Source organism: Pectobacterium sp. PL64 (assembly GCF_022477975.1).
In the GTDB taxonomy this organism is placed as follows: domain Bacteria; phylum Pseudomonadota; class Gammaproteobacteria; order Enterobacterales; family Enterobacteriaceae; genus Pectobacterium; species Pectobacterium jejuense.
On the sequence record NZ_CP092070.1, the window covers coordinates 953,283 to 968,023 of the forward strand.

Annotated in this window: 12 protein-coding genes; 6 read left to right on the plus strand and 6 right to left on the minus strand. The window is 52.9% G+C overall.

Features of this window, described 5'->3' with window-relative positions; translation table 11 throughout:
* Positions 1-88: 88 nt before the first annotated feature.
* From HP572_RS04190 to HP572_RS04200, 3 genes are read left to right on the plus strand one after another with little or no spacing between them, the layout of a single operon-like run.
* Positions 89-535 carry an ester cyclase gene (locus HP572_RS04190; RefSeq protein WP_240584834.1) on the plus strand — a complete coding sequence of 149 codons (447 nt, stop codon included), beginning with the start codon at positions 89-91 and terminating at the stop codon, positions 533-535.
* A gap of 19 nt (positions 536-554) precedes the next feature.
* A complete protein-coding gene (locus HP572_RS04195) occupies positions 555-1,475 on the plus strand; it encodes an NADP-dependent oxidoreductase (RefSeq protein WP_240584835.1) in 921 nt (306 codons plus the stop codon).
* 46 nt (positions 1,476-1,521) lie between these two features.
* Positions 1,522-2,262 carry an SDR family oxidoreductase gene (locus HP572_RS04200; protein ID WP_240584836.1) on the plus strand — a complete coding sequence of 247 codons (741 nt, stop codon included), beginning with the start codon at positions 1,522-1,524 and terminating at the stop codon, positions 2,260-2,262.
* 56 nt (positions 2,263-2,318) lie between these two features.
* On the opposite strand, the gene HP572_RS04205 is transcribed toward HP572_RS04200, so the two are convergent.
* The 6 genes from HP572_RS04205 to metG all read right to left on the minus strand — a co-directional run bounded on the left by HP572_RS04205 (position 2,319) and on the right by metG (position 11,885).
* Positions 2,319-3,569 (minus strand): LVIVD repeat-containing protein, encoded by a 1,251-nt coding sequence (locus HP572_RS04205; RefSeq protein ID WP_240584837.1) that lies wholly within the window; start codon positions 3,567-3,569, stop codon positions 2,319-2,321.
* Positions 3,570-3,583: 14 nt separating this feature from the next.
* Positions 3,584-4,660, minus strand: coding sequence for a sugar ABC transporter substrate-binding protein (locus HP572_RS04210; RefSeq protein WP_095994062.1), 1,077 nt, complete (start codon positions 4,658-4,660; stop codon positions 3,584-3,586).
* 317 nt (positions 4,661-4,977) lie between these two features.
* Positions 4,978-5,613, minus strand: a complete 636-nt coding sequence (gene fdnI, locus HP572_RS04215) for a formate dehydrogenase-N subunit gamma (protein WP_240584838.1) — start codon at positions 5,611-5,613, stop codon at positions 4,978-4,980.
* Entirely contained in the window at positions 5,606-6,514 is a 909-nt protein-coding gene (fdxH, locus tag HP572_RS04220; RefSeq protein ID WP_240584839.1) for a formate dehydrogenase subunit beta, read from the minus strand. Before fdxH ends, fdnI begins: the two co-directional genes overlap by 8 nt.
* A gap of 12 nt (positions 6,515-6,526) precedes the next feature.
* The gene (fdnG, locus tag HP572_RS04225; protein WP_240584840.1) at positions 6,527-9,574 is read right to left on the minus strand and encodes a formate dehydrogenase-N subunit alpha; all 3,048 of its coding nucleotides are present in this window, start codon (positions 9,572-9,574) and stop codon (positions 6,527-6,529) included.
* Positions 9,575-9,854: 280 nt separating this feature from the next.
* Complete coding sequence (gene metG, locus HP572_RS04230; protein WP_240584841.1) at positions 9,855-11,885, minus strand: methionine--tRNA ligase; 2,031 nt, start codon at positions 11,883-11,885, stop codon at positions 9,855-9,857.
* 222 nt (positions 11,886-12,107) lie between these two features.
* Here metG and apbC point away from each other — a divergent pair, with 222 nt between their 5' ends.
* The 3 genes from apbC (at position 12,108) to dcd (ending at position 14,736) form a co-directional block, all read left to right on the plus strand.
* Positions 12,108-13,217, plus strand: coding sequence for an iron-sulfur cluster carrier protein ApbC (gene apbC, locus HP572_RS04235; RefSeq protein ID WP_010296744.1), 1,110 nt, complete (start codon positions 12,108-12,110; stop codon positions 13,215-13,217).
* Between the two features lie 188 nt (positions 13,218-13,405).
* Entirely contained in the window at positions 13,406-14,047 is a 642-nt protein-coding gene (udk, locus tag HP572_RS04240; RefSeq protein WP_010281304.1) for a uridine kinase, read from the plus strand.
* Between the two features lie 107 nt (positions 14,048-14,154).
* Positions 14,155-14,736: a dCTP deaminase gene (gene dcd / locus HP572_RS04245; RefSeq protein ID WP_005974037.1), complete on the plus strand. Its 582-nt coding sequence runs from the start codon at positions 14,155-14,157 to the stop codon at positions 14,734-14,736.
* Positions 14,737-14,741: the final 5 nt, after the last annotated feature.

Genomic DNA, 14,741 nt, shown 5'->3' on the forward strand with positions numbered 1-14,741 from the left:
TATAGGTATATATTGTTTATTTGTTGGACGGATTTTACTGAGGTCTTCAGAATTGCGCCATCGGTAATCACCACAAGCGGAATAAATAATGAGCACAAGCAATACTGATCTTTCCGAACAGCTTCGCAATGAGCGTGACATTGTGAGGACGTTCTATCTGGCATTTAGCGAAAAGAATCCTGATCTCGTCGATGACGTTCTTGCCCCTTCGTGGGAAGACATTCCGCTGGCGCTGGGGCAGGATTCTGGGCCGATCGGCATTAAGCCCATCATCCGAAGCGTGGGGGAGGCATTCCCTGATGTTCAGATCATCATTCACGATATGATTCAGGAACCCGGTAGGATCGCGGTACGTGCCGAGATCAGTGGTACGCACCAGGGTGAGCTTTTCGGCATTGCTCCCACTGGCAAGAAAGTCAGCTTCCGCCTTCACGAATTCCACACGCTCGAAGCCAATCGTCTGACTACCACGTGGCACATGGAAGACTGGTTCGGTTTGTTCCTTCAACTCGGCCAATTCCCTGCTCAAGGCTAATCATTTTGGAGATAACGCGATGAAGGCAGCATTTATTCATACTTTTGGTGCCCCTGGTATCCTCACTCTCGGCGAGCGTCGGACACGTACTCCGCACCTCAACGACGTTACAGTGCGTGTTGAAGCTGCGAGCGTAAACCCGCTGGATCTACAGATGATAGCAGGGGATATGCAGCAACTCTTCCCGGCCGAACTTCCTTACGTTCCAGGCACTGATTTTAGCGGCGTCATCGAATCTGTCGGTGCGCAAGTGACGCATCTGCGGTCCGGTGACCGAGTGGTCGGGCGTACTGCGCCTGATGTCGGTGGTGCTTTCGCCGAAAGTCTTGTCATTTCTGCAGATGACCTGTGTCTCATCCCATCGGAGATGAATATTGAACAGGCTGCCGCTCTGCCGACGGCATTCGGTACGGCATGGCAAGCGCTCTTTGACGTCGGTAGCCTGCAACGTGGGCAACGCGTGCTGATTCATGCGGCGGCGGGGGGCGTGGGCAGCATGGCTGTTCAACTGGCACACCAGGCGGGTGCCTATGTCGTTGCCACGGCGTCAAGCAAGAACCTTGATCTAGTCAGAAAACTGGGTGCTGATGAGGTCATCGACTACCGGAGCCAAGATTTTGAAAAAACACGCGATATCGACCTCGTGCTAGATACCGTCGGCGGCGATACGCTGAAGAAATCCTGGTCCGTTCTGCGTACGGGGGGGCGTATTGCGACGCTCGTTGAGTTCGGAATTAAACCAATGGATGGATACTCGGGCACGTTTGTCTTCTTTGCCAGTGCAACACCCTTCTTGCCGCACGCCATGCGTCTGTTTCTGACGCGTCAGTTGCAGGTTATTATTGACTCTACTTTCTCGTTGAGTGAAGCACGTTTGGCGCTAGAAAAGGTGGCTACCCGACATGCTTGCGGTAAGGTGCTTATCCGAGCATCACATTGACCGGCCCTATGTGACTAAAACCAATCAACATAAGAAGAGGATCCCCATGAGCAAAACACCAAACAAGGTGGCTATCGTGACCGGCGCTTCACGCGGCATTGGCAAAGCGATCGCGTTGAAGCTGGCCTCTGATGGTTTCTCCGTCGCCATCGGCTATGCTGGCAATCATGAGCAAGCTTGCCAGACGGTTGCAGAGATACAGACGAACGGCGGGAGCGCTCTGGCTGTTCAAGGGGACGTCAGCAACCCTGACGATGTAGACAGACTGTTCTCAACCGTGCTGGAGGTTTTTGGACAGGTGGATGCGGTGGTCAGCAACGCGGGTGTCATGGATCTCGCACCTATCAAGACTGCGAATGTGGACGTTTTTGATCGCATCATGTCCACGAATGTGAGAGGTACCTTTCTCGTCCTTGCGAAAGCTGCGGAAGTGCTTAAGGACGGTGGGCGGATTGTGGCCTTGTCCACGAGTGTGATCGCTAAGGCAACGCCTGGCTATGGGCCTTACATCGCCTCTAAGGCTGCTGTTGAAGGGCTCGTGCATGTCCTTGCCAACGAACTGTGGGGACGCAATATTACGGTGAATGCCGTTGCCCCTGGCCCAGTGAGTACCGAGCTGTTCATGAAGGGCAAGACCAAGGAGCAGGTGGATATGCTGACGAAGATGTCGCCACTGGAACGCCTGGGGCAGCCTGTCGACATCGCTAATGCGGTTTCCTTCTTGCTCGGAAAAGAGGGAGGATGGGTCAATTCTCAAGTTGTCCGAGTCAACGGCGGCTTTGCTTAAGTGCTGTGCTGCACAAAGCCCCCGTTATGCACTGATGCTAATACAGCGCAAGGTCATTAACCCCGGTATTCGATAATCGATAAACCCGCGTTGTAGTCTGTGCTGTAGATGATGCCGTTGGCATCAACGAACACATCGCAAGACTGAATAATCTGCGGTCTGCCGGGGCGTTTATCGACCATTCTGGCTGGCGCAGCAGGTACCAATGCGCCGGTTTCCTTCGGCTGATACGGGTTACTGATGTCGTAAGTCCGTACCCCAGCATTTTGATACGTGGCGAAAATCAGTGACGAACTGATGAAGCTGCCGGGCCGGTTTTCATGCAGGTTATGTGGGCCAAAGTGTGCGCCTTTCTTCACATAGTCCGCCTCTTTCGGCTGCGGAAAAGTGGCGATGCTCACCGGATTGCTCGGCTCACGAATATCGAACACCCAAATCAATTTCTCGCCATCTTCCTGATTATCCAATACTGCTTCATCCAACACGATCAGCAGATCGCGATCCGGCAACGGCAGCGCCGTGTGTGTACCGCCGCCAAACGGCGGGCTCCAGTTACGGTGGCTAATGAGCTGAGGATTGGTGCGATCGCTCACGTCCAGCAGCGTCAATCCGCCATCGCGCCAGCTGCCATAGGCGGTGTCGCCGCTGATGATGGCGTGGTGCAGGGCGTAACGCTTGCCTTCCGGCCAGCTTGCGGTTTCCCCACCGGCGGTATGCATGCCGGGTAGCCAGTAGCGGCCCGCAACCTCTGGACGCTGTGGATCGGCCAGATCGATAGTCAGAAAGATGTAATCGCTGTAGCCATCGAGCAGCGCGGAGACATAAGCCCAGCGCCCACCTACGTACCAGATGCGATGAATACCGATGCCATCCAGCGGCAGGAAGCTGATTTCGCGTGGTTTATCCGGTGTTGAGATATCGAAAATACGTAATCCGGCGCTCCAGCTTTTGTCCTGCTGTTTGGTACTGACCGTGTCGGCGACGGAGCGGGTGTAATAGACCTTTTCCTCGGCGAAGCTGGCGTCGGCAAACAAATCACGCGCGTTGACGACAAGCAGCAGGTCATCGTGCGTTTGCAGGTGGATATTCCAGGTGCCGGGCGGGGCAGCAATAAACCCCGCTGGCTTGGGATTTCTGGCATCGCGCACATCCACAATCGACACACCTTGTGAAACCATATGCCCGATATAAGCGTAGCCGCGATGAACCATCACCTGTACGCCATCGGGTCTGCCACCCTGATCGCTGTGCCCAATCAGCCGCATGTTACGGCTGTAATCGGGGGTGGGCAGAGGAGTCGATGCCATGAGCTATCTCCGTGTTATTTCGCCTGTTTGGCTTCCAGTGTAGCAAACCACGGTGCGATAAAATCATCCGTATGGCCCCAGCCAGGGATGATTTTCGCCAATCCGGCGACGTTGACTGCACCCGGCTGGCTGGCTAACAGCGCCTGTGGAATCGCAGCAGCGCGGAACTCGTAGGTCGCAGGCGTTGGTTCACCGGCAATCTTGTTGGCAACCAGACGCAGATTCACTTTACCGATCAGCTTAGGATCGACAGCCACGCTGACTTTCCACGGGCTGCTTGCTTCGCGCATCAGCTGTAAATCCTGATTGGAGATGTCGATGCTGTACAGTTTGATTTCGGTCCGGCCGTTTTCTTTCAACGCTTTATAAGCGCCCTGGCTGAAAGCATCCCAGGATCCCCAGATGGCATCGATTTTGCCTTTCGGGTATTTCGCCAGCACCGCACCGACTTTGTTAGCGGTATCGCCCTGAACGTCAGAGGACACGGCACCAATCGATTCGAGTTCCTTGATGCCGGGGTTGGCTTTCAGGATCTGCTGATAGGCAAGCTGGCGGCGTTCCATCGGCGGGAAGCCGGCAACCCACAGTTTGATGATGTTGGCTTTACCGTTGAAATCCTTCACCAGTTGGCCGAGTGATTCGTTAGTCAGCGAGGCGTCATCCTGCTGGGTGACGGTCACGCCCGGAATCTCGCCGTTCACGGCGGTATCAAATACGGAAACGGCAATGCCGCTGTCGACAATGCGTTTAATCAAATCAGTAGAGTAGGGATCGCGGCCCTGTGACAGGATGATGCCATCATATTTTTGGCTAATCGCCTGATTCACGAAATCCTGAAAGCGGGCGTCATCGCCGTTGCTCAGAAAAGTGCTGACCTTAAAGCCCAGCTTTTTACCTTCTTCAAGCACGCCGGAAACAAACTGCGTGGTGTTGTCGTCCGAACCCAAGTTGCGGATAACCGCGATGCGAACCGGACCGTCATGATTGGCGATAGCGGCTGGAACGGGAGCAATGGTGGCATTCTGATTAGCCAGTGCCGGTAATGCAGTCAGTAAGCTCAGTGCAAGCAGGGCGGGCGTAAATTTCTTCATTATCAGCTCCATGGCGTTTTATAAAGGAATCTTGTGTTGATGAAAGTGTGTCGTGCTGATGGCAGTATTGTTATGTTTTCTGCGTCACTACTTTATAGCTGTCTTTATGTCTGGATGTCTATTTAAAAATGATACTGCATCATAGCCGTTGAGCGATAGACGAGGAAGAGGGGAGCATTATGACTTTTGGGTTTAAGTTATAACGATTCGTGCTGACTGCGGATAAAAAGAAAAATGCCCGCAAGGCGGGCATTTCAGATCGTTGACAAACCTATTTGTCGAACGAAAACGGGAGTAACGGAATAGAAGAGAGTGGGTTATTTCTTCACTTCTTTCTCTTCCATTTCACGCGCCCAGCGTGGGTGGTGTTTACGTGCCCAGCGCTTAGAAACCTTGCCTTCAATCATGCCCTTGATCGACCCTTTGACCCAGAACGCCATGTACATATGGATCAGGATGGCATGGATGAGGACGATAGCCGCAACCGCATGAAGCAGGATGGCGTAGCGCACGACATCAATCGGGAACAGGTGGGCAAAATAAGGACGCCACATGATAATTCCGGTGATCAGCAGTACCAGCGTCAGCCCCATGATGCTCCAGAACATCATCTTCTGGCCTGGGTTGTATTTACCCACTTCAGCGACTTCATGCTCATTGCCTTTTAATACCTCAACAATATTGAGGAACCACGGCAAGTCACGCTTCTTCGGAATGTTATGGCTAACAAACCGGAAGAACATCGGAATCAGGCAGATGACAATCAGCACGCCAAAAAACGGGTGCAGAATACGTCCCATCTGCGGCGTACCAAACGTCTGCGTCAGCCATTGCAGGGTTGGGAAAAACAAAGCAATACCTGAGAGCGCGACCAGGAAAAAGCTAATCACCACAATCCAGTGACAGATGCGATCGATAAACTTGGTGCGCAAAATCATTTTTGATTTACTCATGTTTGTCTCCCCCTTCTTTATCTTCTCCCTTGTGGTCATGATCCATTTCTTCTGTGTTTGGACCCACACCGATGTAGTGGAACATTAACCCGGCGAACGTGGCGACAAACCCTAATGCAGACAGCGGCTTCAGAATGCCTTTCCACAGGTTGACCGGCGTAGAAATCTGCGGGTCATCCGGCAGATTGTTATAGAGCGACGGCCTGTCTGCATGGTGCAGAACATACATCACGTGTGTACCGCCCACGCCCTGCGGATCGTAGAGGCCCGCGTTCGCATAACCACGACTTTTCAGATCGGCGATGCGTTCTTCTGCCAGATGCTTCATCTCTTCTTTCGTACCGAAACGAATGGCACCCGTCGGACAGGTTTTCACGCAGGCAGGTTCTTGCCCAACGCTGACTCTGTCGACGCACAGCGTACATTTATAGACGCGGTTATCTTCTTTATTCAGACGCGGAATATTGAATGGGCAGCCGGCGATGCAATAGCCGCAGCCGATACAGTGTTCGGACTGAAAATCGACGATACCGTTGGCATACTGGATAACCGCACCGGCGGAAGGACAGGCTTTCAGACAGCCCGGATCGCTACAGTGCATGCAGCCATCTTTACGGATCAGCCATTCCAGACGATCGTTCTCTTCCACTTCGGAAAAGCGCATCAGCGTCCAGGATTTGGCGCTCAGATCCGCTGGGTTATCATAAACGCCGAAGTTATGTCCGACCTCGTCACGAATGTCGTTCCACTCGGAACAGGCCACCTGACAGCCTTTACAGCCGATACAGGTAGTGACATCGATCAGTTTTGCCACTTCGCTTTTGTCATTACGCACATGCGGAGGCGGTGTAAAGCCGTTGGTGGCCGAACGTTTAATAATATCTTGTGATTGCATTGACATAGTTGGCTACCCTTACGCCTTCTCTACATTAACCAAAAACGCTTTGTACTCAGGCGTTTGTGAATTAGCGTCGCCGACGCTCGGGGTGAGTGTGTTAGCCAGGAACCCTTTACGCGTGGTTCCCTCAAAACCCCAGTGGCAGGGAATACCAACGGTTTCCACGTTGCGTCCGGCAATTTGCAGCGTTTTGATACGCTTGGTGACCACCGCTTTGGCTTTGATGTAGCCACGCTGGCAGGAGACTTTGACTTCATCGCCCGCTTTAATGCCTTTGCTCTTCGCCAGATTTTCACCGATCTCAACAAACTGTTCCGGCTGCACAATCGCGTTCAGACGCGCGTGTTTTGTCCAGTGACGGAACAATTCGGTAATCGAGTACGTGGTCGCCACGTAAGGGAAGTCCTTCGCGGTGCCCATGGTTTTCGCATCACGCGCAAACAAACGCGCGACCGGGCTGGAAATCACCGACGGGTGCAGCGGGTTGGTGCCAATAGGCGATTCGATCGGCTCGTAGTGTTCAGGGAACGGCCCGTCTACCAGTTTGTCCACGGAGAACAGACGTGCCAGACCTTCCGGCAGCATGATGAACGGCCCGGTGTCTTTGCCCGGCGGTACGGTTGAGGCGAAGTCAGGCACATCAATGCCTTGCCACTTCTGACCGGTCCATTCCAGCAATTTACGCTTGCTGTCCCACGGTTTCCCTTGCAGGTCGGCGGAGGCGCGGTTGTAGAGAATGCGGCGGTTTTGCGGCCAGCACCATGACCAGTTCGGCGTACAGCCCAGACCGGCATCCGCGTTGTCGCGTTTATCCATCTGGTTACCGGCTTCTGTCCAGCTCCCGGCATAAATCCAGCAGAAGCTGGACGTGGTGCCGTCATCTCGCAACTGTGAGAAATCGGCAAGCTGCTGACCTTTTTTCAGGATCAGTTTGCCGCTGTCGTCGTAGATATCAGCCAGCGCCATGCCGTTGGCTTCGCGGGCGATTTCTTCTGGATGCGGATCTTCCGGGTCTTTGTAGTTCCAGTTGATGTTCATCAACGGATCCGGGTAAGTACCGCCTTCTTCGTTATACAGCTCACGCAGACGCATCAGCAGCTTACCGAGGATTTTACCGTCGTGACGGGCTTCTCCTGGTGGCTCAGCCGCCGCCCAGTGCCATTGCAGCCAGCGACCGGAGTTGGCGATAGAACCATTTTCTTCGGCAAAGCAGGAAGACGGCAGACGGAAGACTTCAGTCTGAATGGATTTCGTATCTACGTCGTTGAATTCGCCATAGTTCTGCCAGAATGTGGACGTTTCCGTGACCAGCGGATCGATGATGACCATGTATTTGAGCTTGGAGAGCGCTTCGGTCGCTTTGTTCTTGTTGGAGAACGCCGCGACAGGGTTAAAGCCCTGAACGATGTAGCCGTTCATTTTGCCTTCTACCATCAGCTCGGTTTGCACCATAACGTCGTAGCTACGATCCCACTTCGGCAACCAGTCATAACCCCAGTTATTCGCGGCCTGCGCGTGGTCGCCGTAGAAGCTCTTCATCATGCTGATAAAGAATTTTGGCGTGTTTTTCCAATAGTTAACCTGATCGGGCAGCGCGGCGGTTGGCGTGATTTGGCCCAGATAGGTATTCAGATCCGGCTGTTTTTCTGACGGCAGTGGCATATAACCCGGCAGATTTAACGACAGCAGACCCAGATCGGTATACCCCTGAATGTTGGAGTGGCCGCGCAGGGCGTTGATGCCGCCGCCTGCCATACCAATATTCCCCAGCAGAAGCTGGATCATGCCGGCGGAGCGGATGATTTGCGCGCCGTTGGTGTGGTGCGTCCAACCCAGTGCATACATGAAGGTTGCGGTTTTATTCGGTACACAGGTTTCAGCCAGCGTACGGCAAATCTCTTCATAATCTTTGGCTGAGGTACCGCACAGGGATGTCACCATTTCCAGCGTATAGCGGGAAACGTGCTTTTTCAGCAGGTTCCAGACGCAGCGCGGGTGGGACAGCGTGTTATCGCGTTTGGCGAAACCGGCTTCATCCAACTCATACTGCCAGCTGGATTTATCATATTGACGTTTTTGTTCGTCGTAGCCGCTGAACAAGCCTTCGTCGAAGCTAAAGTCATCACGTACGATCAGGCTGGCGTTGGTGTAAGACACCACGTATTCGCGATGAATTTTATCGTTCGTAATAAGGTAATTAACGATACCTAACAGGAAGGCGGCATCTGAACCGGCGCGAATCGGTGCGTAGAGATCGGCAACGGCAGCGGAGCGGTTAAAACGCGGATCGACAACAATCAGTTTCGCATTGTTGTGTGTTTTCGCTTCAACGGCCCATTTGAAACCGACCGGGTGCGCTTCTGCCGGGTTTCCGCCCATCACGATAATGACGTTGGCGTTTTTGATATCAACCCAGTTGTTAGTCATCGCGCCACGGCCGAATGTCGGTGCCAGTGCCGCAACGGTTGGCCCGTGACACAAACGCGCCTGACAGTCGATGGCAACCATGCCGAGTGCGCGGGCAAATTTCTGGTCGAGAATACCGGTTTCGTTGCTGGCAGCAGAAGAGCACAGCATACCGGTAGTCAGCCAGCGATTGACGGTTTCGCCTTTGGCGTTGGTGCGTTCGAAGTTGGCATCACGGTCAGCTTTCATCAGGCGCGCGATGCGTTCAATCGCGTCGTCCCAACTGATTCGTTGCCATTTGTCTGAGCCCGGCGCGCGGTATTCAGGGTAGAGCAGGCGGTTTTCACTGTGGATATAGTCAACCAGACCCGCACCTTTCGGGCAAAGGGAGCCGCGGCTGACTGGGTGATCCGCATCACCTTCGATATGAAAAACGGAAGGCTTCGCGTTTTTGGCGCCATCGCCCAGGCTATACATGAGCACACCACAACCCACTGAACAGTAGGTGCAGTTGTTACGCGTCTCTTTTGCCCGTAACAGCTTATATTGACGTACTGATGCCATTGCTTCCGTGGGTGTAAAGCCCAATACCGCGAGAGTGGTTCCAGCCATCCCCCCCGCGCAAACTTTAAAGAAACCTCTTCTATTTAGTTGCATTAGTTTCCCTGTGTAATTATGTGTCATTTTTGTTGCGAGCAATTTAACAACACACAAGTTGTGGGCTTTGCGCAAAATCAAAATTTAAGTATTTAAACCCCCATAACACCTATAAAGAGGTATATTTTTTATTCGTTATATATTGTAATGCATAACGGTTTTGTTATTTCATGGTTACAAACTATGCGGAGCCGCGTGTCAGTCAGAAAGGAATAAACGGGGATTTGTGGAGAAATTGTTGCAAAAAAAAGCCGGATAAGAATCCGGCTTGATGTGATGATTATTTGACCTGCATACCCGGCTGGGCGCCGCTGTCTGGGCTCAGCAGGAAGATATCTTTCCCACCGGGACCGGCTGCCATCACCATACCTTCTGATATGCCGAAGCGCATTTTACGCGGTGCCAGATTGGCAACCATCACGGTTAAACGGCCTTCCAGCTTCGCCGGATCGGGATAAGCTTCACGGATGCCGGAGAAGACCTGACGGGTTTCGCCGCCCAGATCCAGCGTCAGACGTAAGAGCTTGTCAGAGCCATCAACTAGTTCAGCCTGCTTAATCAGTGCGATACGCATATCGACTTTGGCAAAATCGTCAAAGTTAATGGTGTCCTGCACCGGGTTGTCTGCCAACGGACCAGATACGACTTTTTGTGCGGCGACCATGTCTTCTTTCGATGCGTCAACCATTGCGTTAACTTTATCCAGATCGATGCGGTTGAACAGCGCTTTGAATGGATTAACCTGATGGCTCAGCAGCGGCGTGGCAATCGCATCCCAGCTCAGTTCCGTGTTCAAAAACGCTTCTGTGCGCTGGGACAGCGAAGGCAGAACCGGTTTCAGGTATGTCATCAGTACGCGGAACAGGTTGATGCCCATTGAGCAAATGGCTTGCAGATCTTCATCCCGACCTTCTGCTTTCGCCACAACCCACGGTGCCTGTTCGTCAACATAGCGGTTAGCGATATCCGCCAACGCCATGATCTCACGAATGGCACGGCCGGATTCACGGCTGTTATAGGCTTCGGCAATGCTGGTGGCAGCATCGGTGAAGGTTTTGTACAGTTCGGCGTCGGCCAGCTTGTCCGCTAGCTTGCCGTCAAAGCGCTTGTTGATGAAACCGGCATTACGTGATGCCAGATTCACGACTTTGTTAACGATGTCAGCATTCACGCGCTGAACGAAATCTTCCAGATTGAGGTCGATGTCATCAATGCGAGAAGACAGTTTTGCCGCGTAGTAATAACGCAGGCAATCGGCATCCAGATGTTGCAGGTACGTGCCTGCTTTGATGAAGGTGCCGCGTGATTTAGACATCTTCGCACCGTTGACCGTGACATAACCATGTACGAACAGGTTTGTCGGTTTACGGAAACCGCTGCCTTCCAGCATGGCTGGCCAGAACAGGCTGTGGAAATAAACGATGTCTTTACCGATGAAGTGATACAAATCCGCGTCGGAGTCTTTCTTCCAGAAATCATCAAAATTCAGATCGCCACGCTTGTCGCACAGGTTCTTGAACGACCCCATGTAGCCGATTGGCGCATCCAGCCAGACGTAAAAATATTTGCCTGGCGCATCGGGGATTTCAAAACCGAAATAGGGCGCGTCGCGGGTAATATCCCACTGTTGCAGACCCGAATCGAACCACTCTTGCATCTTGTTAGCGACTTGCTCCTGCAATGCGCCGGAACGCGTCCAGGCTTGCAGCATCTCGCTGAACGCAGGTAGATCGAAGAAGAAGTGTTCTGTTTCACGCATTTCTGGCGTGGCACCAGACACCACTGATTTTGGTTCGATCAGCTCCGTTGGGCTGTAGGTCGCGCCACAGACTTCGCAGTTATCGCCGTATTGGTCGGCAGCCTTACATTTCGGGCAGGTGCCTTTGACGAAACGATCCGGCAGGAACATGCCTTTCTCTGGATCGTACAGCTGAGAAATGGTGCGATTTTTAATAAAGCCGTTCTCTTTCAGCCGACCATAAATCAGACCTGACAGCTCGCGGTTCTCTTCGCTATGCGTAGAGTGGTAGTTGTCATAGCTGATATTGAAACCGGCAAAGTCCTGCTGATGCTCCTGACTCATTGCCGCAATCATCTGTTCCGGCGCAATTCCCATCTGCTGCGCTTTCAGCATGATTGGCGTGCCGTGGGCGTCGTCCGCACAGATAAAGTGAACCTGGTTGCCGCGCATTCGCTGGTAACGAACCCAAATATCGGCCTGAACGTGTTCAAGCATATGACCGAGGTGGATTGAACCATTAGCGTAAGGCAGCGCGCACGTTACCAGGATTTTCTTTGCGACTTGAGTCATGAGGAACTTGCTTTCTTTTGTGAATAGAGGGAGATCGATGTTAACCGATAGCGCCTTGCTGCGTAAACCGCTGGCGTGAGTAAAACGGCAGGAAACCACATAGCAGATTTTAATTTGCGTAGCGTTTCCACGTTTTTGATGCCGAAGGGCGTCAGGCTTCCCTCGCTCTGGTATGCTATATACGGTCTCAACGGTCAAATATGAGAATTTCAAGGAGCCGGAATGAACGCGACAGTCCCCGAACAACGCCCTGAAGCACTGCGTGCGATGGTCACCGGGGTTTTATCTACTTTTCAGCACCCGACACTGAAAAACAACCTGACGACACTGAATGCGCTGCGCCATTGTGCGCTGCTGGACAACGTGTTGCATATCGATCTGACGATGCCGTTTGTCTGGCTGAGCGGTTTGGCTGTATTAAAGGAAACGGTTAGCGATGAGCTATTACGTTTATCAGGTGCAAAGGCGATCGAGTGGCGTTTAACGCACGACATCGCGACGCTGCGTCGGGTTAACGATCAGGCTGGCGTTAAGGGCGTGAAAAACATCATTGCCGTCAGTTCCGGCAAAGGCGGAGTCGGCAAATCGAGCACGGCGGTCAATATGGCCCTGGCGCTGGCGGCTGAAGGCGCGAATGTGGGCATTCTGGATGCCGACATCTACGGTCCTTCCATTCCGACCATGCTGGGTTCGGCCAGTGAGCGCCCAACCTCGCCAGACGGCCAACATATGGCACCGATTATCGCGCATGGCCTGGCAACCAACTCGATTGGTTATCTGGTGACGGACGATAACGCCATGGTGTGGCGTGGGCCGATGGCCAGCAAAGCGTTATTGCAGCTGCTGCAGGATACGCTCTGGCCGGATCTGGACTATCTGGTATTAGATATGCCGCCGGGTACGGGTGATATTCAACTGACGCTGGCGCAGAGTATTCCTGTCACTGGTGCGGTCGTGGTGACGACGCCACAGGATATCGCGCTGATGGATGCCATGAAGGGCATCGCGATGTTTGAAAAAGTCAGCGTGCCGGTACTGGGCATAGTTGAGAATATGAGCGTACACATCTGTAGCAACTGTGGTCATCTGGAGCCGATCTTTGGCACGGGCGGCGCGCAGAAACTGGCGGAAAAATATCACTGTTCCCTGTTAGGTCAGCTTCCACTGCATATCTCCCTGCGTGAAGACCTTGACCGCGGTGAGCCGACGGTAGTCAGCCAGCCGGACAGCGAGTTTACTTCTCTGTACCGCGAACTGGCGGGGCAGGTTGCCGCTCAGCTCTACTGGCAGGGTGACACGATTCCCGGCGAAATTTCTTTCCGGGCGCTGTAACGCTTCCGCCAGAGAGTAATAAGCCGGGCTCTGTCCCGGCTTGATCCTGCGCCAGCATGCGATTTCCCTCGGGCGCAATACGCGGAAAGGGTGGCGTGAAGGGGGGTAACTCCCTATAATTGCCGCGTCAAAGCGCCCGTTGGCGCGTTCCCCTCTCTTTTATTTATGTTAATCAGGTCGTTAATACCATGACTGATCAGTCTCACCAGTGCGTCATCATCGGGATCTCAGGAGCATCCGCTTCGGGTAAAAGTCTTATTTCCAGCACCTTGTATCGAGAATTGCGCGATCAGGTTGGTGATCAGCATATCGGGGTGATATCTGAAGACAGTTATTATAAAGATCAAAGCCACCTGACAATGGAAGAGCGGGTAAAAACTAACTACGACCACCCGAGCTCGATGGATCATAGTCTGCTGCTCAAGCATTTGCAGATGCTGAAAGCCGGTCAGGCGATCGAAGTCCCGCAGTACAGCTATGTCGAGCACACCCGTAAGCAGGAAACCGTGCATATCGAGCTGAAAAAGGTCATTATTCTGGAAGGTATCCTGCTGCTGACGGATGCGCGTCTGCGTAGTGAGATGAATTTCTCTATTTTTGTCGATACACCGCTGGATATTTGCCTGCTGCGCCGTATGCGTCGCGACGTTAATGAGCGCGGGCGTTCAATGGATTCCGTGATGGAACAGTATCAGAAGACCGTGCGCCCGATGTTCCTGCAATTTATCGAGCCCTCTAAGCAGTATGCCGACATTATTGTGCCGCGCGGCGGGAAAAACCGTATTGCGATTGATATTTTGAAAGCCAAGATAAGCCAGTTTTTTGAGTAGTCGATACCCTAAATAATCCGCGTTGCCTCACTAACGTGGAGGTCATGTGAAGCATGACGGGTAGATGAGGTTTATCTGATAGTTACCGGCGCCGAATGGAGAATAAGATGAGACTGTGTGACCGTGACATTGAAGCCTGGCTGGATGATGGCCGACTGGTGATTACACCCCGTCCACCTACTGAGAGGATCAGTGGTGCGACCGTTGATGTTCGTTTGGGAAATCAGTTTCGCGTCTTCCGTGGACATACTGCGGCCTTCATTGACTTAAGTGGCCCAAAAGATGAAGTCAGCGCGGCGCTGGATCGCGTCATGAGTGATGAAATCAATTTGCCAGAAGGCGAGGCGTTTTTCCTGCACCCAGGAGAATTAGCGCTGGCAGTGACGTTTGAATCCGTTACGCTGCCGGATAATTTGGTTGGCTGGCTGGATGGTCGCTCTTCGCTAGCCCGTCTGGGATTGATGGTTCACGTCACCGCACACCGAATTGATCCAGGTTGGCAAGGAAGAATTGTGCTGGAGTTCTATAATTCAGGTAAGTTGCCGTTGGCGTTACGCCCCGGCATGATGATTGGCGCTCTGAGTTTTGAACCGCTTTCCGGGCCGGCTGCTCGTCCTTACAACCGCCGTCAGGATGCCAAATATAAAGATCAACAGGGTGCGGTAGCGAGCCGGATCGATAAAGACTAAGCGTC